Raw genomic sequence first — 22,463 nt, 5'->3', positions numbered from 1 at the left:
GATTTGTCGCAGGAATCAGAGGTCGCGCCACCCTGTCGGGGTGATCACAGACCCAGGTAATCCAGGATTCCTTCGGCGGCATTTCGGCCTTCGAAGATCGCAGTCACCACCAAGTCAGATCCGCGAACCATATCGCCACCGGCGAAGATTTTCGGGTTGCTGGTCTGGTGCTTGAACTGCGCCTGTTCCGGAGCAATCACGCGGCCCTGGCTGTCAGTCTGGATGCTGAATTCCTCAAACCACAACGACGGGCTTGGACGGAAACCGAATGCGATGACCACGGCATCGGCCGGGATGATCTCTTCGGAGCCCGGGATTGGCTCGGGGCTGCGACGGCCACGGGCGTCTGGCTCGCCAAGACGGGTCTCGACCACCTTCACGCCTTCGACCTTGTCTTCGCCAACGATAGCGATTGGCTGACGGTTGTAGAGGAATTTCACCCCTTCTTCCTTGGCGTTCTTCACTTCTTTACGCGAGCCGGGCATGTTCGCTTCGTCGCGACGATAAGCACAGGTCACCGATTTGGCGCCTTGGCGAATCGCGGTGCGGTTGCAGTCCATCGCGGTGTCACCACCGCCGAGCACCACAATCTTCTTGCCCTTCATGTCGACGAAATCTTCCGGCGCCTTTTCGAAGCCCAGATTGCGGTTGACGTTGGCGATCAAGTAATCCAGTGCATCGTGCACGCCTGGCAGGTCTTCACCGGCAAAGCCACCCTTCATATAGGTGTAGGTGCCCATGCCCATGAACACAGCATCGTATTCTTCAAGCAGTTGATCGATGGTGACGTCCTTGCCGACTTCGGTATTGAGGCGGAACTCGATACCCATGCCGGTGAAAACTTCGCGACGATTGCTCAGCACGCTTTTTTCCAGCTTGAACTCCGGGATGCCGAAGGTCAGCAAACCGCCGATTTCCGGGTTTTTGTCGAACACCACCGGGGTCACGCCACCGCGCACCAGCACGTCGGCACACCCCAGGCCCGCAGGCCCGGCACCGATCACCGCAACACGTTTGCCGGTCGCTTTGACCTTGGACATGTCTGGGCGCCAGCCCATGGCGAACGCGGTGTCCGTGATGTACTTCTCCACCGAACCGATGGTGACCGCACCAAAACCGTCGTTGAGGGTGCAGGCACCCTCACACAGACGATCCTGAGGGCATACCCGGCCACAGACTTCCGGCAGGGTGTTGGTCTGGTGTGACAGCTCGGCAGCCGCCAGGATATTGCCTTCGGCCACCAGTTTGAGCCAGTTGGGAATGAAGTTGTGCACCGGGCACTTCCATTCGCAGTACGGGTTGCCGCAACCCAGACAGCGGTGGGCCTGATCGGCCGACTGCTGGGGTTTGAACGGTTCGTAGATTTCTACGAACTCTTTCTTGCGTTGACGCAACAGTTTCTTCTTCGGATCTTTGCGCCCGACCTCGATGAACTGGAAGTCATTATTTAGACGTTCAGCCATGTTAAAACCTCATCAAACACTTCAGGCGCATATCACTGCGGGTTGGCACGGGTGCTGGAAAGCAACGATTTCAAGCTGGCAGCCTTAGGCTTGACCAACCAGAACCGACGCAGATAGTCATCGAGGTTTTCGGTGAGGTGACGACCCCACTCGCTATTGGTTTCCTCGACGTATTCGGCCAGCACGCGTTGCAGGTGGCTGCGATAAGCCTCCATCGTTTCGCCGCTGATCCGTTGGATTTCCACCAGTTCGTGGTTGACCTTGTCAACGAAGGTGTTGTCTTGGTCCAGCACGTAGGCGAAACCACCGGTCATACCGGAGCCGAAGTTATAGCCCGTTTTACCCAGTACACAGACGAAACCGCCTGTCATGTATTCACAGCAGTGGTCGCCCGTGCCTTCAACGACGGTGTGGGCACCGGAGTTACGCACTGCAAACCGCTCGCCAGCGGTACCGGCCGCGAACAGTTTGCCGCCGGTTGCACCGTACAGACAGGTGTTGCCGATGATGGCGCTGTCCTGAGTCTTGTACGCGCTGCCGACTGGCGGAACGATGACCAGCTTGCCGCCGGTCATGCCCTTGCCGACGTAGTCGTTGGCATCGCCTTCCAGGTACATGTTCAAGCCACCGACGTTCCACACGCCGAAGCTTTGCCCGGCCGTGCCTTTGAAACGGAACGTGATCGGCGCCCTGGCCATGCCCTGGTTGCCGTGCAGCTTGGCGACTTCACCGGAAATCCGCGCGCCGATGGACCGGTCGCAGTTGCAGATATCCATGGAGAAGTCAGCGCCGCTGAGGCCGACGATTGCAGGCTTGGCCATCTCGACCATTTTCTCGGCCAGCAAGCCTTTGTCGAACGGCGGGTTGCGTTCCACCTGACAGAACTGTGGCTTGTCCGCCGGGATATAGTCGCTGCCCAGCAGCGGCGTCAAATCCAGGTGCTGCTGCTTGGCGGTTTCGCCCGGCAGGATTTCCAGCAGGTCAGTACGCCCGATCAGTTCTTCGAGGGTGCGCACGCCCAGCTTGGCCAGCCACTCGCGGGTCTCTTCGGCGACGAAGGTGAAGAAGTTCACCACCATGTCGACGGTGCCGATGTAGTGATCTTTACGCAGCTTCTCGTTCTGCGTCGCCACGCCGGTGGCGCAGTTGTTCAGGTGGCAGATGCGCAGGTATTTGCAGCCCAGGGCGATCATTGGCGCGGTGCCGAAGCCGAAGCTTTCAGCGCCGAGGATCGCCGCCTTGATCACGTCCAGACCGGTTTTCAGACCACCATCGGTCTGCACCCGGACTTTGCCGCGCAGGTCGTTGCCGCGCAGGGTCTGGTGAGTTTCAGCCAGGCCGAGTTCCCACGGAGCGCCCGCGTATTTGATCGAGGTCAGCGGCGAAGCACCGGTACCACCGTCGTAACCGGAGATGGTGATCAGGTCGGCGTAAGCCTTGGCCACACCGGCTGCGATGGTGCCTACGCCCGCTTCTGCCACCAGTTTGACCGAAACCAGCGCCGCCGGGTTGACCTGTTTCAGGTCAAAAATCAGCTGCGACAAGTCTTCAATCGAGTAGATGTCGTGGTGCGGCGGCGGTGAAATCAGGGTCACGCCAGGCACCGCATAACGCAGCTTGGCGATCAAACCGTTGACCTTGCCACCGGGCAACTGACCACCTTCGCCGGGCTTGGCGCCCTGAGCGACTTTGATCTGCAGCACTTCGGCGTTGACCAGATATTCAGCGGTAACGCCAAAACGACCGGTCGCCACCTGCTTGATCTTCGAGCTTTTCACCGTGCCATAACGCACAGGGTCTTCGCCGCCTTCACCGGAGTTAGAGCGTGCGCCCAAGCGGTTCATCGCTTCGGCCAAGGCTTCGTGCGCCTCAGGCGACAGTGCGCCGAGGGAAATCCCGGCGGAGTCGAAGCGCTTGAGAATTTTCTCCAACGGTTCGATTTCCTCAATCGCCAACGGCTGATCGAGGGTCGTGACCTTGAGCAGATCGCGAAGCATCGACACCGGACGGTTGTCGACTAACGCGGTGTACTCCTTGAACTTGCTGTAATCCCCCTGCTGCACGGCGGCTTGCAAGGTGCTGACAACGTCTGGGTTGTACGCGTGGTATTCGCCGCCATACACAAACTTGAGCAGACCGCCCTGCTGGATTGGCTTGCGCGGGCTCCAGGCTTCGAGGGCCAGCAGCTTCTGTTCGGCTTCGAGGTCGACGAAGCGCGCACCCTTGATCCGGCTTGGCACGCCACGGAAGCTCAGGTTGACGATTTCATCGGCCAGGCCGATGGCTTCGAACAGCTGCGCACCACGGTAAGACGCGACGGTCGAAATGCCCATCTTCGACAGTATCTTCAGCAGCCCTTTGGAGATGCCCTTGCGGTAGAACTTGAACGCTTCGTCTAGGTCCGCAAGGACTTCACCGGTACGGATCAGGTCGGCCAGCACTTCATAAGCGAGGTACGGGTAGATCGCAGACGCACCGAAGCCCATCAACACTGCAAAGTGGTGCGGGTCACGAGCGGTGGCCGTTTCAACCAAGATGTTGCTGTCGCAACGCAGACCACACTCGGTCAGACGGTGGTGCACGGCACCCACCGCCAGCGCGGCGTGAGCAGGCAACTTGCCTGGCGCGATGTGACGGTCACTCAGCACCAGCTGAGTCTTGCCGGCACGCACGGCCTCTTCGGCCTGATCGGCGATGTTACGCACCGCAGCTTCGAGCCCGACGCTCTCGTCATAGTTGAGGTCGATGAAATGACGCTCGAAACCTGGACGATCCAGGGTCATCAACGAGCGCCATTTCGCCGGAGAGATGACCGGCGTGCTGAGGATCACGCGTGAAGCGTGCTCAGCCGATTCCTGGAAGATGTTGCGCTCGGCACCCAGACAGATCTCGAGCGACATGACGATCGCTTCACGCAGCGGGTCGATAGGCGGGTTGGTCACCTGCGCAAACTGCTGACGGAAATAATCGTAAGGCGTACGTACACGCTGGGACAACACGGCCATTGGCGTGTCGTCGCCCATCGAGCCAACGGCTTCCTGACCCTGTTCGGCCAACGGACGCAGCACCTGATCACGCTCCTCGAAGGTGACCTGGAACATTTTCATGTATTGCTTGAGCTGGTCAGTGTCGTAGCTGGCCACGCCCTGGTCGTCGACCAGCGTCGCCTGGATGCGCAAGGCGTTCTTGCGCAGCCACTGCTTGTACGGATGGCGCGACTTCAAGCGGTTGTCGATAGCGTCGGTATCAAGGATCTGACCGGTCTCGGTGTCGACCGCGAAGATCTGCCCTGGGCCGACACGACCCTTGGCGATAACGTCTTCAGGCTTGTAGTTCCACACGCCAATCTCTGACGCCAGGGTGATGAAACCATTTTTGGTGGTGACCCAGCGCGCCGGGCGCAGACCGTTACGGTCGAGCAGGCAGACCGCATGGCGACCATCGGTCATGACCACGCCAGCCGGGCCGTCCCATGGTTCCATGTGCATGGAGTTGTATTCGTAGAACGCGCGCAGTTCGGCGTCCATGGTCTCGGCGTTCTGCCAGGCAGGCGGAATAAGCATGCGCACGCCACGGAACAGGTCGATACCGCCGGTGACCATCAGCTCAAGCATGTTGTCCATGCTTGAGGAGTCGGAGCCCACGCTGTTGACCAGCGGGCCGAGCTCTTCCAGATCAGGGATCAACTCGTTGGCAAACTTGGTGCGACGGGCCTGCGCCCAGTTGCGGTTGCCAGTGATGGTGTTGATCTCGCCGTTGTGGGCAAGAAAACGGAACGGCTGAGCCAGCGGCCATTTCGGCAAAGTGTTGGTAGAGAAACGCTGGTGGAACACACAAATCGCGGTTTTCAGGCGTTCGTCACTGAGGTCCGGATAGAAGGCCGTCAGGTCCGCCGGCATCATCAAGCCTTTGTAGATGATGGTCTTGTGCGAAAAACTGCAGATGTAGTGATCGGTGTCTGCGGCGTTGGACACCGACGAACGGCGACGGGAGCTGAACAGTTTGATGGCGAACTGTTGATCGCTCAGGCCTTCGCCACCGATGAACACCTGCTCGATTTGCGGCAGGCGCTCCAGGGCCAGGCGGCCGAGTACGCTGGTGTCGATCGGCACTTTGCGCCAACCGATCAGTTGCAGGCCAGCGGCCTGGATTTCGCGATTCATGTTCGCGCGCGCAGCTTCTGCCTTGGCGGTGTCCTGGTTGAAGAACACCATGCCGACGGCGTACTGCTTGGGCAGGTCGATGCCGAAGTGTTCGCTGGCCATTGCGCGCAGGAATGCATCCGGCTTCTGTATCAGCAGGCCACAGCCGTCGCCGGTCTTGCCGTCAGCGTTGATCCCACCACGGTGGGTCATGCAGGTCAGGGCTTCGATAGCCGTTTGCAACAGGTTATGACTGGGTTCGCCTTGCATGTGCGCAATCAGGCCGAAACCACAGTTATCCTTGAATTCATCTGGATGGTACAGACCTGCTTTCATAGACACTTTCTCACCAGGCTGCCTCTTGTCGAGGCAAATTTCTTTTCAATTCAACCACTTACCAACCGCGCCGAACGTATGCCAGCTTTGCGGGGGCAAAAGGGAGGTCATTGTACACATCGACACAAAAGCTCACAAACTTAACGACCAGCAGCCGTAAATCTATGTCGCATTAATGAAAGGTTTAAGGCCAGATAATGTGCTAGTCAAAACATTTTTACGAGCCCGGCCTGCGAGCCCAAGAACATTTATGACGTCCGGGACGCAGACACCACAAGGCGCGCTGCTCGAAAGCAGCACGCACATGCGATATTCCGGGGGAGCAGTGCAGGCGGCCTGGATAAGGCCGCTGCGACTTCAGTGCGTTGCAGCCAGTTCCTGTTGGACGCTGGCGACAGTACGAGGCCAAGGTTTACCAGCCTGAACCTTGGCTGGCAATACCTTGATGGCTGCAAGGGCAGCAGCGCGGTCAGAAAAGTTACCGTAGGTCACTACATACAGTGGTTTGCCTTGCAGGTTTTTCTTGAAATACCGGTACTCGCCACCGTTCTCTTTAACGATCGCCTGAGCAGCGGCTTCCGAGCTTGTACCCACAATTTGCACGACATAATGGCCCGGCGCCTGACCGGCGTACCAGTTACCACCCGAGGCTGGCGCGGAGGAGGCAGCAGGTTTTTCCGTTACTTTTTCCGCCACTTTTGGCGCTGGCTTGGCTGTCGCGACCTGAACGGGCGCTGGCTTGACGACTGGCGCTACTGGCTTGGCAGCGGCAACAGCTGCAGCCGGACGGGCTGGCGCCGGAGTCGGTGCCGGGCCTGCTGGCACACCTACTGGCGGAGCCGTGGTGGTGACTGTAGGCGGCTGACGCGAGGTGCCGCCAGCGGGACCCGGCTCATCATCCTCTGCATTGCCAGCTGCCTCGGCCAATGGCCCACGCATGACGGGCTGCGATTTACCTACCAACGGCAAAGGCATCGGCTGCGAGTTACCGGCAAACTCAATGGCCGGACCACCCTGATTATTCGATTGCTGAGCAGTCGGCTGCCCCTGACCCAGTGGCAGTTGTGCTTGCGCATTCGCTGGCGGCGCTGCAGGCGCGGTGGCGCTGTTGTTGCTACGGCCTGGCATCAACCATGCGGCCATTATCCCGACCACGACTACTGCACCCAAAGCCAACACATGTTTCTTCGGCATCTTGAACCCCATACTTGGACGCTTGACCGCAGTGCGGCTGGCGATCATCGCTTCGATCATTGCATCGCGGGCGACCTGGTTGATCGCGCCCGGCCAACCATCGGAGCGCTCATGGATATCGGTGATCTGATCAGCCGTGAACAACTCGATGCCTTGACCTGCACCGTCCAGGCGCTGAGCCAGGTACTCGCGGGTTTCTTCTTCGGTGTACGGTTGCAACTCAATGACGTGAAAACGCTCTTCCTCGGCGCTGAGCTGCTCCAGACGGTCGATCAATGACGACTCGCCGAACAGGAACACATGCGGGCGACCTTCAGGCGTACCTGCTGCCAACCCGAGCAAAGCTTCGAGTGCGGATTCGCCGAGTTGTTCGGCGTCGTCCACCAATAAATAGACCTCCTGTCCGGTCAGCGCCAATTGCACGACCTGAGACAGGATCGCACGCATTTCCGGCTGAACCACGTTCAGGGCCTGAGCGACCTGACGCATGACACCTGCAGCGTCGCTGGCGCCACGCGCAGAAACCACCACGCTCTGCACCGATTGTTTGTTGGTGCTGGCGACCAGCGCCTGGCGCAGCAACGTTTTACCGCTGCCGTGCGGGCCTGTGACTACAAGCAGCAACTGGCTATAGCGCGCCAGGTGATGAAGCTGACCGAGCACGGGTTTGCGCTGAGCCGGGAAAAACTTGAAGCCAGGTACCCGCGTTGCAAAGGGGTCATGACTCAACTGGTAATGGCCGAGGAAGGCCTCGTCGGCGTGCAAACTAGTCATGGATTTTCATTAACCTCTAAGCTGATCCACCAAGGCGCGGTAGTCCGCCCCCAGCGTGGCCTGTAATACTTCTTTTGGATAATCGGCAGTCACAACGGCTTCGCCGATCCGCCGCAGCAGGACCAGGCGCAAGCGACCATCGATCACCTTCTTGTCAATTGCCATGTGTTCGAGGAAGTCATCCACAGTCATCTCTTCTGGCGGCACGACTGGCAGCCCGGCGCGCTGGAACAGACGAATCCCGCGATCACGTTCTTGCTGGGTGATCCAGCCGAGACGCGCAGACATCTCAAGCGCCATCACCGTACCCGCCGCCACGGCTTCACCGTGCAGCCAGACGCCATAACCCATGTGGGTTTCGATAGCGTGGCCGAAGGTGTGACCCAGGTTAAGCGTCGCGCGCACCCCCGTCTCTCGCTCATCGGCGCCCACCACCGCGGCCTTGGCCGCACAGGAGCGCTCGATTGCAACCGTCAGGGCCGCCTGATCGAGGGCCCGCAACTGATCGACATTTTCTTCCAGCCAGGTCAGGAACGGCTCATCGCAGATCAGGCCGTACTTGATGACCTCAGCCAGCCCCGCCGACAACTCGCGCGCAGGCAGGGTATTGAGCGTCGTCGTATCAATCAGCACCACATTGGGCTGATAGAACGCACCCACCATGTTCTTGCCCAGCGGATGGTTGATGCCGGTCTTGCCACCCACCGACGAATCCACTTGGGACAGCAAGGTGGTGGGCACCTGGATGAAATCCACGCCGCGCTGATAGCAGGCCGCAGCAAAACCAGCCATATCGCCCACCACCCCGCCACCCAAGGCGATAACAGTGGTACGGCGGTCATGCCGAGCGGTGAGCAAGGCATCGAAAATGGTTTGCAGGGTTTCCCAGTTTTTGAAGGCTTCGCCATCGGGAAGCACTACGGGCAGCACGTTGTAAGTGCTCAGCGTGCGAGTCAATCGCTCAAGGTAGCGTGGCGCGACAGTCGCATTGGAAACAATCGCCACTTGTCGTCCGGCGATGTGCGGCGCCAGCAGATCAAGCCGATCCAACAAGCCTTCGCCAATGTGAATCGGATAGCTTCGCTCGCCAAGCTCGACCTTAAGTGTCTGCATGTGTCCCCACGTTGTTTAACAAGTGCGCGTGTCGCGCCATCGCTGAATTCTGGTTATAAAATCATGGCCTTACGCCACGCTGCGGCGCGGGCTTAATGTGCCGGAGGATAGCGCATTTCGACGCGCACATTAACGAGGAGCAAGCTCGGCCAGACGCGTAAGGATGTCCAGCACCACCATCCGCGGCGGCCGCTCATCGGTTTCCACCACAAGATCGGCGATTTCCCGGTAGAGCGGATCACGGATTGCCAGCAGATCGCGCAATACCCGTGCCGGATCGGCGTTACGCAGCAACGGCCGATTGCGATCACGGGCTGTACGTTCGACCTGCTGCTCGACCGAGGCGTGCAAATACACCACACGCCCTCCGGCATGCAGCGCCTGACGGTTTTCACTGCGCATCACTGCGCCACCACCGGTCGCCAGCACGACACCATCGGACTCGCACAGCTCAGCAATCACCGCCTGCTCGCGGTCGCGAAAGCCCGGCTCGCCTTCCTTATCGAAAATCCACGGGATATTGGCGCCGGTACGCAGCTCAATTTCCTTGTCGGAATCTTTGAACGGTAGTCGCAGCTCTTTGGCCAGCAAGCGACCGATGGTGCTTTTGCCCGCCCCCATCGGTCCAACAAGTATCAAATTTCGCACAGAATCAACGACTCACAGCAATCGCCTGGTTGTTCATGATACGCGGAGTCAGGAATACCAGCAGCTCGGATTTTTTCTCTGAAACAACGTCACGCCGGAAAAGCCGGCCAACATACGGCACATCGCCAAGAAATGGCACCTTGTCGACGATTTTACTCTGCGTATTAGAGAAAACACCGCCGATGACGATGGTTTCGCCGTCAGCCACCAGCACCTTGGCGTTGACTTCGTTTTTCTTGATTGGCGGTACACCCAGCACGGTATTGATGTAATCCGGCTCATCCTTGGTAACCTTGACCTCCATGATAATGCGGTTATCAGGGGTGATTTGCGGCGTCACCTCCAGGGACAGCGACGCCTCTTTGAAAGACACCGACGTCGCGCCACTGGAACTGGCTTCCTGATACGGGACTTCAGTCCCCTTGAGGATCTTCGCGGTCTCTTTATCGGAGGTCACGACCTTGGGTTGGGAAACGATCTCACCGTTACCGGTTTTCTCCATGGCACTCAACTCAAGGTCCAGCAGCACGTTATCGGTCACGAAAGCGATACCGATCCCGGACGTCGCGTTGGCAGCGCCCAGATCGACGAAAGGTGAGTTGGAGTTAGTGACGACACCATTGGCGCCGGTCACCGTACCTTTGCCGCCGACAGTCGCATTGTTGCTACCGCTGCGATTGCTCGAACCTCCCCAGCGCACGCCCAGCGCCTTGTCATAATCGACGTTGGCCTCGACGATGCGTGCCTCGATCATCACCTGTCGCACGGGGATATCCAGCTGCGAAACAATCCTGCGCAGCTCATCGAGACGGTCCTGAGTCTGGTAGGCAATGATGTTGTTCGTCCGGTCATCGACGGTGATCGAGCCGCGCTCATCGGCTTTGGTCTCAGCGCTGGTCACCGACTGGAACAGCTTGGCGATGTCGGCCGCCTTGGCGTAATTCACTTGCAGCAGCTCGCGGCGCAACGGCGCCAACTCGGCAATCTGCTTCATCGACTCCAGTTCCTGACGTTCGCGAGCGGCGATTTCATCCGCAGGCGCGACTAACAGGACATTGCCGATCTTGCGTTTATCCAGTCCTTTGGTTTTCAGTACCAGATCCAGCGCCTGATCCCACGGCACGTTCTGCAAGCGCAAGGTGATCCCGCCCTGCACTGTGTCGCTGGCCACCAGATTGAGGTTGGTAAAATCGGCAATCAGCTGCAAGACCGAGCGAACGTCGATGTCCTGGAAGTTCAGCGACAGCTTTTCTCCGGTGTAGATCGGCTTGTCTGCATTTCGACGATCCAGGTCTTCGGACGTCAACGGCCGCACACTGATGGTCAGTTTGTTATCGGTCTGATAGGCCGAATAATCAAACGCGCCAGTCGGCTCGATGCTGATACTGGCCTTGTCACCCGCTACGCTGGCATTGACGAACTGCACAGGCGTGGCGAAATCCTTGACATCCAACCGAACGCGCAAGGGGTCCGGGAGCTGGGTTTTCGCGAAATTGACCCGGATTTTGCCACCTTGCTCCTGAATGTCCGGGGCGATGCCTGGGTCACTCAGTTCGATGATGACGTTACCTTCCCCCAACTCACCGCGCTGGAAATCGATGTTCTTGATCGCTTTTCCCACGGCAACATAGGGCCTGGCAGGTGCTGCGGCCGGAACTGAAACCCGTGCAGACGTGGGCGCCGCGCCTGGCTTGATCCCCTGAGCAGAGGCTGCGCCCTGACCCACGACCACGAACAGGTTATTACCCTCGACCCGCGAGCTGTAGGGCGCAAGCACCGTCATATTGATAATGACCCGCGTGCGGTCTTTGGCCTCGACCACCACCACACTGCGAGCATTGCCCACGCCCAAATCACGACTTTTGGTCGCCAGTTGGCTGGTCACACCGGGCAAATCCAGAGCAATACGTGCGGGTTGCTCAGTGGTATAGCCGCGCGGCGCGGGGATTGGTCCGTCGAAGGTCAGCTTCAACTCGACCCGATCTCCTGGCAAAGCGGCGACATCCAGAGCTTTCAAGTTAGCCGCCTGGAGCATCGGCGAAACCATCGCTATCCATAGCGAAATGCCGACAACCGAGAAAATCCTAGTCATTATCAATTTCCGTTGTGCTGACCCGAGGGTGTTGTAAATGCTGGCCCCGTCCGTCACCGGACGAGTGAAAACTACTGCGCTCGGCAATACTGCGTGTTCGCACATCTCGCTCATGAGCGTTCCTTGAGGGAAATACTGCGTGGCCGTTCGAGCCATGCACCCTCGCCATCAGGCACTATTTCGACGACATCGACCTGCGAGTCGCTGATTGAAACGATGCGACCATGATTGCGCCCCAGATAATCACCGACTTTCATGCGGTACACACCAACGCCACCACCACCACCACCACCACCACCACCACCGCGCATCAGGGCAAAGATCCCCGAGTCGTTGGCCATCGTGCCGACCATTTCGAATTGCTCGATATTGAAGCCTTCGAGGAATTGCTTGACCCGCGTTTCATCCGGTTTGACCTGCTGCGAGCCCTTCTGCCGACGGACCAAATCAATCTTGACGAGCGGCTGGAACGGGCTACGCAGTGCAGCGGCGCTGTAGGTAAAGGCTTCGTAAGGGCGGAACTTTGGCAATGGCTCGATAACGCCCGTCGGGCGTGCCCGCACTTCATCCATATAGGTCTGCAAGTCGCCAAACTGATTGCCATTGTCGCAACCGGACAGCCCGATCAAAGCCACACTCATGCACAACAGTCGAGCGGCCCTCATTGCTGCTGCCCTTTATCGTTATAACGGTAGGTCTTGGCCAGAATGCTCATGCGCAGCTTTTGCGTACTGCCAGGCTCCACGGGTTTGATCTCGAAATCATGCAAGGTCACGATGCGCGGCAGACTGGCCACGCCGCTGACAAAGGTCGCAAGGTCGTGATAGGCACCGACCACCGTGATCTGGATCGGCAATTCGATATAGAACTGCTGAGCCGCTTCCGGCAGCAATTTGATCTCTTCGAACTCAAGGCCACTGCCCAGACCGGTGCGGGTGATGTCTTCGAGCAACCCAGGGACTTCAGTGTCGCTGGGCAATTGCCGCAATAATGCGCCGAAGGACGTCTGCATTTCCGTCATCTGCGCTTTGTAGGCCTCCAGGTTTGCAGCCTTGAAAGCCTTCGTGGCAAATTGCTCTTTGAGCGCGACTTCGGTCGCTCGCGACTGGTCGAGCTGATCCAGCAAGTCTTTGAGGTAAAAGTTGTAGCCCAGCGCCAGGACCACGATCAACACCATCGCCCCGGCGATGGATTTGACTGCCGCTGGCCATGAGCCAAGGTTGTTCAGGTCCAGATCGTTGAAGTCGATCTTGCGCAGGCTGTCCAGCCATTCCTTTGGATTCATGGCTTGACCCCTTTAATCGCAGGCTGAGTCTGACGCACCGTTAACTGGAAGGTGTTTGTCTGGTCGACCGCACCCGCCGGGTTGGCCTTGACCTCGTTGAGACTAGGCGCCTCAAGCCAATCAGAGGCGTCGAGATTACGCATCAGGTCCGAAACACGGTTGTTCGATTCAGCGGCACCGCTGATGCTAATAATCTTGCCGGTCATTTTTACATCAGAGAAATACACGCCATCAGGCAAGGTACGCGCCAACTGATCGAAAATTCGTCCGATGATCGGGCGATTGCCTTGCAGGTCCTGAATGATTTTCATCCGCTCCAGCAATTGCTTGCGCCGCGCCTTCAACTCGCTGATTTCTTTAATCCGGTCATCGAGCAGGGTAATTTCTTTCTGCACATACCCATTGCGCGCCACTTGGTGGTCGACCGCATTGCTGATGTATTGATCGCCAAAGAAGATCACGCCGACGGCAATGACCAACACCCCGACAAGCGCCGTCAGGAAACGCTTCTTTCGCTCTTCGCGCAGTTGTTCGCGCCACGGTAACAGGTTGATCCGCGCCATCAGTCAAAGCTCCTTAACGCCAGACCACAGGCAATCATCAAGGCCGGAGCATCACTGGCCAGCGCCCCCGCGTTGACCTTGCTACTTAGCGCCATGTCGGCGAACGGATTGGCCACCAGCGTGGGCGTGCCCAGACGTTGCTGAATCAAATGGTCCAGGCCTGCAAGCGAAGAGGTACCACCCGCCAGCATGATGTAATCCACGGTGTTGTACTGACCGGCCGCAAAAAAGAACTGCAACGAGCGGGTAACTTGCTGAACCACGGCATCCTTGAACGGCTGCAGCACCTCGCTGACATAGTCATCCGGCAGACCGCCCTGTTTTTTCGCCAGGCCCGCTTCTTCTACCGCCAGACCATAACGACGCTGAATTTCTTCAGTCAGTTGCCGGCCGCCGAACAATTGTTCGCGGGTATAAATAATCCGACCGTTGTGCAGCACGCTCAAAGTAGTCATGGTGGCGCCGATGTCGACCACCGCCACGGTCAGCTGCTCGTGATCGTTGCCCAACTGCGCAGCAAGCAGGCCGAAGGCGCGCTCCAACGCATACGCTTCGACATCCACGACCTTGGCATTGAGGCCCGCCAGCGCCAGGGCGGCTTCGCGAACCTCTACGTTTTCCTTGCGGCAGGCGGCGAGCAGGACTTCAACGCGCTCGGGGTTGCGCGCCGAGTAACCCTGCACTTCAAAATCGATGGCGACTTCTTCAAGGGGATACGGAATGTACTGATCAGCTTCAATCTTGAGCTGACTTTCCATGTCATCGTCCGACAGGCCAGCGTCCATCTCGATGGTCTTGGTGATCACGGCAGAGCCGGCCACTGCCACGGCGACGCTTTTGACATGAGTCTTGGCCTTGACCAACACCCGTGACAATGCCTGACCGACCCCGTCGAGATCGGCGATATTTTTTTCGACTACAGCGTTGGCGGGTAGCGGTTCGACCGCGTAGGACTCAACTTTGTAGCGAGTGCCGGAACGACTCAATTCAAGGAGTTTTACCGAGGTGGAGCTAATATCGATCCCTAGAAGGGTATTGGCCTTCTTACTGAAGAGTTCGAACACAACCGATTCCCTATGAGTTTCCGTCACTTACGGATTATTGAGTGTCCAATGCCTGTGCCAGCCGCCTTGACAGTAGCGCAAATCACGCTCCGACACGAAAAATGCTTATAATGCCCAAGCGTTTTTTCGTAAAGCCAAGCTTCAAACCGTGTTCATTTGTAGATGCCTGCGCTTAACCCATTCTTTTATCTGGAAATCCAAAAGCCTTGATACGCCTGCTGAAGTTTTTCTGGTGGTCATTCGTCGCTGTGTTCTGCGGGCTGCTGCTCGTTTTGAGCGGTGCTTTTTTGTACCTCAGCCCGGGCCTGCCTTCCGTCGAGTCGCTGAGAAGCATCCAATTGCAAATTCCGCTGCGGGTTTTCAGCAGCGACGGCAAATTGATTGCAGAGTTCGGCGAAATGCGCCGCTCCCCTATTCGCTTCGCCGACATTCCACCCAATTTCATTAACGCCCTGTTATCGGCAGAAGATGACAACTTCGCCAATCACTACGGCGTTGACCCCAGCAGCCTGATGCGCGCCGCCTCCCAATTGGTGAAGAGCGGCCATATCCAGTCCGGCGGCAGCACGATCACCATGCAAGTCGCGAAAAACTTCTTTTTGACCAGCGAAAGAAGCTTTTCCCGAAAAACCAACGAAATCCTTCTGGCCCTGCAGATCGAGCGCGAACTGAGCAAGGACGAAATCCTTGAGCTGTACGTCAACAAAATCTACCTGGGCAACCGCGCTTACGGCATCGAAGCTGCGGCGCAAGTGTATTACGGTAAATCGATCCGCGACCTGAGCATTGCACAGATGGCGATGATCGCCGGCCTGCCCAAAGCACCTTCGCGCTTCAACCCGTTGGCCAACCCCGTGCGGGCCAAAGAGCGTCGCGACTGGATTCTGGGGCGCATGCACAAATTGGGCAAGATCGATCAGAGCGCCTATGAAATCGCCCTGGCCGAACCCATCAATGCCAGCTACCACGTCCAGAGCCCGGAAGTAAACGCGCCCTATATCGCCGAAATGGCCCGCGCCGAAATGGTCGGCCGTTATGGCAGCGAAGCGTACACGGAAGGTTTCCGCGTCACCACCACGGTACCCAGCAATCTTCAGGAAAATGCAAACACCGCCGTTCAGGAAGGCTTGATCAGCTATGACCAACGTCACGGCTATCGTGGTCCGGAAAGCCGTCTGCCCGGCAAAACCCGTGATGCATGGGCACTGGAGCTGACCAAACAGCGTTCCATCAGCGGCCTCGAGCCGGCGATTGTCACTCAAGTCGATAAAGCCGGCCTGCATGTGCTGTCCCGCAACGGCGAAAAAGAAGAAGCCGTCTCCTGGGACAGCATGAAGTGGGCACGACCGTTCCTTAATACAAACAGCTTGGGTGCACGCCCACAACAACCATCCGATGTCGCGCAAGTGGGCGATCTGATCCGGGTGCAGCGTCAAGTGGACGGAAGCCTGAAGTTCAGCCAGACCCCGGCAGTGCAAAGCGCACTGGTGTCGCTGGACCCCCAAAATGGTGCGATTCGCGCGCTGGTCGGCGGCTTTGCTTTCGAACAGAGCAATTACAACCGCGCCATGCAGGCCAAGCGTCAACCGGGCTCGAGCTTCAAGCCGTTCCTGTATAGCGCCGCGCTGGACAACGGCTACACCGCCGCCAGCCTGGTCAACGACGCGCCTATCGTGTTCGTCGATGAGTACCTGGACAAAGTCTGGCGGCCGAAAAACGATACCAACACGTTCCTCGGCCCGATCCGTTTGCGCGAAGCGTTGTACAAGTCACGCAACCTGGTGTCCATCCGCCTGCTGCAAGGCCTTGGCATCGACACCGCGATCAACTACATCACCCGCTTCGGCTTCAACAAGCAGGATCTGCCACGCAACCTGTCGCTGGCCCTGGGGACTGCAACGCTGACGCCGATGGAAGTCGCCACTGGCTGGAGCACCTTCGCCAACGGCGGTTACAAGATCAGCCCGTACCTGATACAGCGCATCGAAAACCGTGACGGCGCAACCCTGTTCGTCGCCAATCCGCCGAGCGTACCGGCCAATGACGCCAAGCCCGCGGCCAACACCGCCACCTTTGCCGTCAATGACAACCCGAGCATGGTGCCCGCCTCGTCGACCTCAACGACCAACGAGCCACAAGCGCCAGCCGTCGCCGAGCGCATCGTCGATGGCCGCACCACCTACATCCTCAACAGCATGCTGCAGGACGTGATCAAGCGCGGTACCGGCCGCCGCGCCCTGTCGATGAACCGTCCGGACATCGCCGGCAAAACCGGTACGACCAACGAGTCTAAGGACGCCTGGTTCACCGGTTACAACGCGGACTACATCACCAGCGTCTGGACCGGGTTCGATCAGCCGGAAAGCCTGGGTCGCCAGGAATTCGGCGGCACGGTCGCCCTGCCGATCTGGATGAGCTACATGAGCGCCGCCTTGAAAGATAAACCACCGCATGTTCAGGCCGAACCGGAAGGCATCCTCAGCCTGCGAGTCGACCCGGTCAGTGGCCGTGCCGCAACGCCGAGCACGCCCAACGCGTATTTCGAGCTGTTCAAAAGCGAAGACACGCCACCCAGCGTGAACGAAGTGGGCGGCGGCAATGCACCCAACAGCCCGCTACCTGCGGATGAATCGGCGCCAATCGATCTGTTCTGATGCCCTTGCCTTCCATAAGGAATCTGTTGATCACAACAGACTCCTTGTGGAAGGCACCCTGATTGGCACCCACAAAAAAACCCTGCATCGCTGCAGGGTTTTTTGTGTATCGCAACCAGGACTTAGCCGTTGAAAACGTCATCGACGCTCTTGAGCGGGTAGTTCTTCGGATACGGCAGGGTGGCTACGCCGGTTTCGATGGCGGCTTTAGCCACGGCATCGGAGATCACACCCAGGAGGCGCGCATCCATTGGCTTCGGAATGATGTATTCGCGACCGAATTCCAGCTTGATACCACCGTACGCATCGCAGACTTCCTGAGGAACCGGTAGCTTGGCCAGTTTACGCAGGGCGTGGGCGGCAGCGATTTTCATCTCTTCGTTGATACGCTTAGCACGAACATCCAGTGCGCCACGGAAGATGAACGGGAAACCCAATACGTTATTGACCTGGTTCGGGTAGTCCGAACGGCCAGTGGCCATGATCACGTCATTGCGAGTGGCGTGAGCCAACTCTGGGGCGATTTCCGGATCCGGGTTCGAGCACGCGAACACGATCGGGTTAGCCGCCATCAAGCTCAGGTTTTCAGCGCTCAGCAGGTTCGGGCCGGACAGCCCCACGAACACATCAGCACCTTTCAAGGCGTCGGACAGCGTGCGTTTTTCAGTCGCGTGGGCGAACACGGCTTTGTACTGGTTCAGATCGTTACGGCCGGAGTGAATCACGCCAGTACGGTCGACCATGAAGATATTTTCGATCTTCGCACCCATGCTCACCAGCAACTTCATGCAGGAGATGGCTGCTGCGCCTGCGCCTAGGCAAACGATTTGGGCGCTGTCCAGGCTTTTGCCGACGATTTCCAATGCGTTGATCATGCCGGCCGCAGTAACAATCGCCGTGCCGTGTTGATCATCGTGGAACACCGGAATGTCACATTGTTCAATCAGCGCTTTCTCGATCTCAAAGCACTCTGGCGCCTTGATGTCTTCAAGGTTGATGCCGCCAAAGGTGATGGAGATGCGCTTAACGGTGTCGATGAACGCTTGCGGGCTTTCTGCATCGACTTCGATATCGAAAACGTCAATCCCTGCGAAACGTTTGAACAGCAAGCCTTTACCTTCCATCACTGGCTTGGAAGCCAATGGACCAAGGTCACCCAAGCCAAGAATAGCGGTGCCGTTGGAAATGACCGCTACCAGATTACCCTTGCCGGTGTACTTATAAGCAAGCTCAGGATCACGGGCAATTTCGCGCACCGGCTCGGCAACGCCCGGGCTGTATGCCAGGGCCAGGTCACGCGCAGTGGCGGTAGGTTTGGTTATCTCGACACTCAGTTTCCCGGGGCGAGGCTTGGCATGATATTCGAGAGCGGCAGTTTTCAAATCTGACATGTGGGCATTCCGCTTTTTTACTGTTGGACTGACGGACCGCCGAGGATACGCAAGAAGGAAAGTCCTCACAAGACTGACTAGTCACTTCTGTCAAGGCCCGGCCTCTACGACTTTACGCCAAGGGGGACGGAACACAAGACCAGGACTGTCTACAACTCAAAAAGCAAACTGCCTACACTTTTTATTGATCGAGAAAACTCAGCATCGCGGGATGAGTAATGGGCAACATCCAGCGCGCCTGCCCTGACTTGAGCCCGCCACGACGCGAACGATCAATCACCCAACCACGCGCTTCGATGCTCCGGCCTTTAAGGCGCTCCAGTCGAGAGACGTCGAACTGACTCACTAACTTCGGCGCGATCCGCAACACCAGCGAGCCCTGCAACTCAATCCACACGCCGCCAGCATTGCGCTGCACGTCGCTGACCTGCCCGGAGATCAGGGCAAAACCGCCGCTATTGATTTTCCCGACCGGCTGTACCGGCGACGTACGCCACACACCCAACCCGGCTTGGCGCGCACTGCGCTCTGCCCGCTGCAGGCAGTCGAGCAGGGCGACATTGGGGGCGATCACCACTTGATAGGCCAAACCCTCGGCCAACAACTGCGCCTCAAGGTTTTCGCCCTGACGACCATAGACGTTGGCCAGCGTACGGCCGTAATGATCCTTGGGCTCCTGGCCCACCTGCAGACTGACCCGGCCGTCGTTTTCGTCGACCAGACTTTGCAGGCGGCGCCTGGCGGCCTCAGCGAAAGGCTCGGCGGAACGGCCTTTCTTGCCGGTCTCTGGCGCATTCAGTCCAATCATCCGCACACTGCGGCCATCGCTCAGGCGCAGGGTATCGCCATCCACGACCCGCTGGACCGCGAATACAGGCAGGGAGTCGGGCGCCGGGCACAAGGCCTGGGCTGCCGTCAGCCAAATCGCGGACATAAAAAAGGCGCCCGCGAGGGACGCCTTTTTAAGCAGCCTGGAGTAGTCCAATGGACCTTCCAGAACGGCCAGTCTTACTCTGCAGCAGCTTCAGGAGCTTTGGCTGCGCCGAAAGCACCGAAACGCGATTTGAACTTGTCGACACGGCCGCCGATATCAAGAGTCTTCTGCTTGCCGGTGTAGAACGGGTGGCACTCGTTGCACACGTCAAGGCTCAATGGCTTGGCGAGGTTGGAGCGAGTGTGGATCACGTTGCCGCAGCTGCAAGTCGCGACAATGGCTTCGTAAACTGGATGAATGTCAGCTTTCATGGGTACTTCTCCGGGCTAGCGTGCCGCCGCGCAACACTATTGTTGAACACCGCACGTAATTAGGCTGCGGATACTACCAGACATCGCCAACGACGCAAGCGAACGTTAAAACCGGCCGTCTGCTAAGATCGCCGCTTCGTCACAGACCGTTACAGAGAACCCTCCGCGTGCCCGACGCCATTTTGCGCCTCGCTCTGCCCTCGCCGCTCAGACGCTTATTCGACTACCGCGCCCCCACCGGGGTGTTGCGCAGTGCGTTACAGCCGGGCATGCGCGTACGCGTGCCGTTCGGTCGGCGCGAGATGATTGGCATTCTGGTGGAGATCACTGACCACAGTGACGTCCCGGCTGAAAAGCTCAAACCGGCCGTGGCCATCCTCGATGAGCATCCGCCGCTGCCGCCTTCGCTGTTCAAACTGTGCCTGTGGACATCGCAGTATTACCAGCACAGCCTCGGCGACACCTTGAGCTGGGCCTTGCCGGTACTGCTGCGCCAGGGCGAACCCGCCGAAGCGCGGCAGGAACGATTCTGGCAAGTGGCTCCCGGCGCCAGACTCGATGACCCGCGCATCGCCCGCGCACCGAAACAGCGTGAGGCCCTGACCACCCTCGCCCAGCATCCGCATGGCGTGGCCAATCAGTTACTCAGCAAACTGATGCTCAACCGGGAAAGCCTGAACCTGTTGCTGGCCAAGGACATGGTCAAGGCCGAAGTGCGCCGCCATGCGCCGAGCGAACGTCATGAGCGCTGGCTGGCGCAACCTGAGCTGCCACTCAACCCCGAGCAACGCGCCGCATACGAAGCCATTCGTGCCGGCTTCGACACCTTTCATGCATTTCTGCTGGCAGGCGTCACCGGCAGTGGCAAAACCGAAGTCTATTTACAGCTGATCCGCGAAACCCTGGAAGCCGGCAAGCAGGCGCTGGTGTTGATCCCGGAGATCAACCTCGGCCCGCAAACCCTGGCGCGCTTCGAACAACGTTTCAACGCACGCATCGCGCTGGTGCACTCGGCGGTCAATGACCGGGATCGCCTGGATGCCTGGCTGGCGGCGCGCGACGGCGAGGCCGACATTATTATCGGCACCCGCTCCGCGCTGTTCACGCCAATGAAGAACCCCGGCCTGATCATTATTGATGAAGAGCACGACGGCTCCTATAAACAGCAGGAAGGTCTGCGCTACCACGCCCGCGATCTGGCGTTGGTGCGGGCCCGGCAGGAAAACATTCCGATTGTCCTCGGATCCGCCACGCCATCACTGGAAAGCCTGCACAACGCCTACACCGGACGCTACGGCCTGCTGCGCCTGAACCAACGCGCAGGCGGTGCGCAACAACCGCGCTTCCTGCGGCTGGATGTGAAGAGCCGGCCACTGGACAGCGGTATTTCCGGACCGATGCAGCAAGCCATCGCTCAGACTCTGGCTGCAGGCCAGCAGGTCCTGGTGTTCCTCAACCGTCGCGGCTTTGCGCCGACCTTGCTTTGCCACGACTGCAGCTGGCTCTCGGAATGCCCGCGCTGCGACGCGCGCATGACTGTGCACCAGCGTTCCGGCGAATTGCGCTGCCACCATTGCGGCCATGTCGAGCGTGTCCCTCGACACTGTCCGGCATGCGGCAAGGTCGACCTGCGCCCCGTGGGTGCGGGCACCGAGCGTGCAGAAGAGCGCCTGGGTATTTTGTTCCCGGACTTCCCGGTGCTGCGGGTCGACCGCGACAGCACCTCGCGCAAAGACGCAATGAACCAGCTGTTCGCCACCATTCAGCGCGGTCAGCCGTGCATTCTGGTCGGCACCCAAATGCTCGCCAAAGGGCACCACTTCCCCCGTGTGACCCTGGTGTCGATTCTGGATGCCGACGGCGGTTTGTTTTCCGGCGACTTCCGCGCCAGCGAGCGCATGGCGCAGTTGATCGTTCAGGTCGCAGGGCGTGCAGGACGGGCCGAAGAACCAGGCAAAGTGATCATCCAAACGCATCTGGCCGACCACCCCCTGTTAATTCAGCTGACCGAACAAGGCTACTTCGCCTTCGCCGAACAAGCGTTGAGCGAACGCCGGGCCGCTGGCCTGCCACCGTTCTCGCACCTGGCGCTGCTGCGCGCCGAAGCGCACAAGCCGGGACAGGCCGAAGGCTTTCTCGACAACGCCTGCGCCGAGGCCGAACGCTTGTTGGCTGAAATGAATCTGGGCGCCATTGAGTTGCTGGGCCCGGTCCCGGCGCCGATGGAGCGGCGCGCCGGCCGCTACCGCGCGCAATTGCTCCTGCAAGCCAGCGCCCGCGCGCCCCTGCATCGCTTGCTCAGCGCATGGCTGCTGGTGCTTGAAAACATGCCCAGCGGGCGTCAGGTGCGCTGGTCGCTGGACGTGGACCCGGTTGATTTGTATTAAGGGCCAAAGCCGGCATCTTTAAGACCGCATGTCCATCATGGTTGGCAAGCCTGCTCTCGCAACGGATAATGCCCAGTTTTTCCACCAGCGCATCCAGGCGCCGCCGCGCTTG

The 22,463-nt window shown here is 58.9% G+C and carries 15 protein-coding genes; 2 read left to right on the top strand and 13 right to left on the bottom strand.

Annotation, left to right across the window (positions count from 1 at the left end):
- Positions 1-44 precede the first annotated feature (44 nt).
- From RGU44_RS21725 to RGU44_RS21680, 10 genes are all read right to left on the bottom strand, one after another.
- The gene (locus tag RGU44_RS21725; protein ID WP_219063559.1) at positions 45-1,463 is read right to left on the bottom strand and encodes an FAD-dependent oxidoreductase; all 1,419 of its coding nucleotides are present in this window, start codon (positions 1,461-1,463) and stop codon (positions 45-47) included.
- A gap of 32 nt (positions 1,464-1,495) precedes the next feature.
- Complete coding sequence (gltB, locus tag RGU44_RS21720; protein WP_322177460.1) at positions 1,496-5,941, bottom strand: glutamate synthase large subunit; 4,446 nt, start codon at positions 5,939-5,941, stop codon at positions 1,496-1,498.
- 357 nt (positions 5,942-6,298) lie between these two features.
- A complete protein-coding gene (locus tag RGU44_RS21715) occupies positions 6,299-7,909 on the bottom strand; it encodes an AAA family ATPase (protein ID WP_322277907.1) in 1,611 nt (536 codons plus the stop codon).
- 9 nt (positions 7,910-7,918) lie between these two features.
- The gene (gene aroB / locus RGU44_RS21710) at positions 7,919-9,022 is read right to left on the bottom strand and encodes a 3-dehydroquinate synthase (protein ID WP_322277905.1); all 1,104 of its coding nucleotides are present in this window, start codon (positions 9,020-9,022) and stop codon (positions 7,919-7,921) included.
- Between the two features lie 129 nt (positions 9,023-9,151).
- The gene (aroK, locus tag RGU44_RS21705; protein ID WP_322177457.1) at positions 9,152-9,670 is read right to left on the bottom strand and encodes a shikimate kinase AroK; all 519 of its coding nucleotides are present in this window, start codon (positions 9,668-9,670) and stop codon (positions 9,152-9,154) included.
- Positions 9,671-9,674: 4 nt separating this feature from the next.
- Complete coding sequence (gene pilQ / locus RGU44_RS21700; RefSeq protein ID WP_322277904.1) at positions 9,675-11,762, bottom strand: type IV pilus secretin PilQ; 2,088 nt, start codon at positions 11,760-11,762, stop codon at positions 9,675-9,677.
- A gap of 110 nt (positions 11,763-11,872) precedes the next feature.
- Positions 11,873-12,427 carry a pilus assembly protein PilP gene (locus tag RGU44_RS21695; protein WP_322277903.1) on the bottom strand — a complete coding sequence of 185 codons (555 nt, stop codon included), beginning with the start codon at positions 12,425-12,427 and terminating at the stop codon, positions 11,873-11,875.
- Entirely contained in the window at positions 12,424-13,047 is a 624-nt protein-coding gene (gene pilO, locus RGU44_RS21690; RefSeq protein ID WP_322177454.1) for a type 4a pilus biogenesis protein PilO, read from the bottom strand. Before pilO ends, RGU44_RS21695 begins: the two co-directional genes overlap by 4 nt.
- Entirely contained in the window at positions 13,044-13,610 is a 567-nt protein-coding gene (locus RGU44_RS21685; RefSeq protein WP_322177453.1) for a PilN domain-containing protein, read from the bottom strand. The genes pilO and RGU44_RS21685 overlap by 4 nt, the downstream gene beginning before the upstream one ends.
- A complete protein-coding gene (locus RGU44_RS21680) occupies positions 13,610-14,674 on the bottom strand; it encodes a pilus assembly protein PilM (protein ID WP_322177452.1) in 1,065 nt (354 codons plus the stop codon). Before RGU44_RS21680 ends, RGU44_RS21685 begins: the two co-directional genes overlap by 1 nt.
- A gap of 209 nt (positions 14,675-14,883) precedes the next feature.
- On the opposite strand from RGU44_RS21680, the gene RGU44_RS21675 reads away from it, so the two are divergent.
- Positions 14,884-17,328, top strand: coding sequence for a penicillin-binding protein 1A (locus RGU44_RS21675; protein ID WP_407074652.1), 2,445 nt, complete (start codon positions 14,884-14,886; stop codon positions 17,326-17,328).
- A gap of 122 nt (positions 17,329-17,450) precedes the next feature.
- Here the strand turns inward: RGU44_RS21675 and RGU44_RS21670 are convergent, their stop codons facing one another.
- The 3 genes from RGU44_RS21670 to rpmE all read right to left on the bottom strand — a co-directional run bounded on the left by RGU44_RS21670 (position 17,451) and on the right by rpmE (position 19,964).
- Positions 17,451-18,719, bottom strand: a complete 1,269-nt coding sequence (locus RGU44_RS21670) for a malic enzyme-like NAD(P)-binding protein (RefSeq protein ID WP_322177450.1) — start codon at positions 18,717-18,719, stop codon at positions 17,451-17,453.
- A 181-nt stretch (positions 18,720-18,900) separates the two neighbouring features.
- Positions 18,901-19,704 (bottom strand): thermonuclease family protein, encoded by an 804-nt coding sequence (locus tag RGU44_RS21665; protein WP_322277901.1) that lies wholly within the window; start codon positions 19,702-19,704, stop codon positions 18,901-18,903.
- Positions 19,705-19,727: 23 nt separating this feature from the next.
- A complete protein-coding gene (rpmE, locus tag RGU44_RS21660; RefSeq protein ID WP_219063572.1) occupies positions 19,728-19,964 on the bottom strand; it encodes a 50S ribosomal protein L31 in 237 nt (78 codons plus the stop codon).
- 167 nt (positions 19,965-20,131) lie between these two features.
- On the opposite strand from rpmE, the gene RGU44_RS21655 reads away from it, so the two are divergent.
- A complete protein-coding gene (locus tag RGU44_RS21655; protein ID WP_322177448.1) occupies positions 20,132-22,351 on the top strand; it encodes a primosomal protein N' in 2,220 nt (739 codons plus the stop codon).
- Positions 22,352-22,463: the final 112 nt, after the last annotated feature.

Origin of the sequence: Pseudomonas sp. 5C2 (genome assembly GCF_034314155.1) — a bacterium.
Classification (GTDB): domain Bacteria; phylum Pseudomonadota; class Gammaproteobacteria; order Pseudomonadales; family Pseudomonadaceae; genus Aquipseudomonas.
This window is presented reverse-complemented; position numbering and strand designations above follow the sequence as displayed.

Bases quoted from the DNA above. Each gene is read 5' to 3' on its own strand.
- RGU44_RS21725 (WP_219063559.1), bottom strand. From the start codon at position 1,463: ATGGCTGAACGTCTAAATAATGACTTCCAGTTCATCGAGGTCGGGCGC.
- gltB (WP_322177460.1), bottom strand. From the start codon at position 5,941: ATGAAAGCAGGTCTGTACCATCCAGATGAATTCAAGGATAACTGTGGT.
- RGU44_RS21715 (WP_322277907.1), bottom strand. From the start codon at position 7,909: ATGACTAGTTTGCACGCCGACGAGGCCTTCCTCGGCCATTACCAGTTG.
- aroB (WP_322277905.1), bottom strand. From the start codon at position 9,022: ATGCAGACACTTAAGGTCGAGCTTGGCGAGCGAAGCTATCCGATTCAC.
- pilQ (WP_322277904.1), bottom strand. From the start codon at position 11,762: ATGACTAGGATTTTCTCGGTTGTCGGCATTTCGCTATGGATAGCGATG.
- RGU44_RS21695 (WP_322277903.1), bottom strand. From the start codon at position 12,427: ATGAGGGCCGCTCGACTGTTGTGCATGAGTGTGGCTTTGATCGGGCTG.
- pilO (WP_322177454.1), bottom strand. From the start codon at position 13,047: ATGAATCCAAAGGAATGGCTGGACAGCCTGCGCAAGATCGACTTCAAC.
- RGU44_RS21685 (WP_322177453.1), bottom strand. From the start codon at position 13,610: ATGGCGCGGATCAACCTGTTACCGTGGCGCGAACAACTGCGCGAAGAG.
- RGU44_RS21670 (WP_322177450.1), bottom strand. From the start codon at position 18,719: ATGTCAGATTTGAAAACTGCCGCTCTCGAATATCATGCCAAGCCTCGC.
- rpmE (WP_219063572.1), bottom strand. From the start codon at position 19,964: ATGAAAGCTGACATTCATCCAGTTTACGAAGCCATTGTCGCGACTTGC.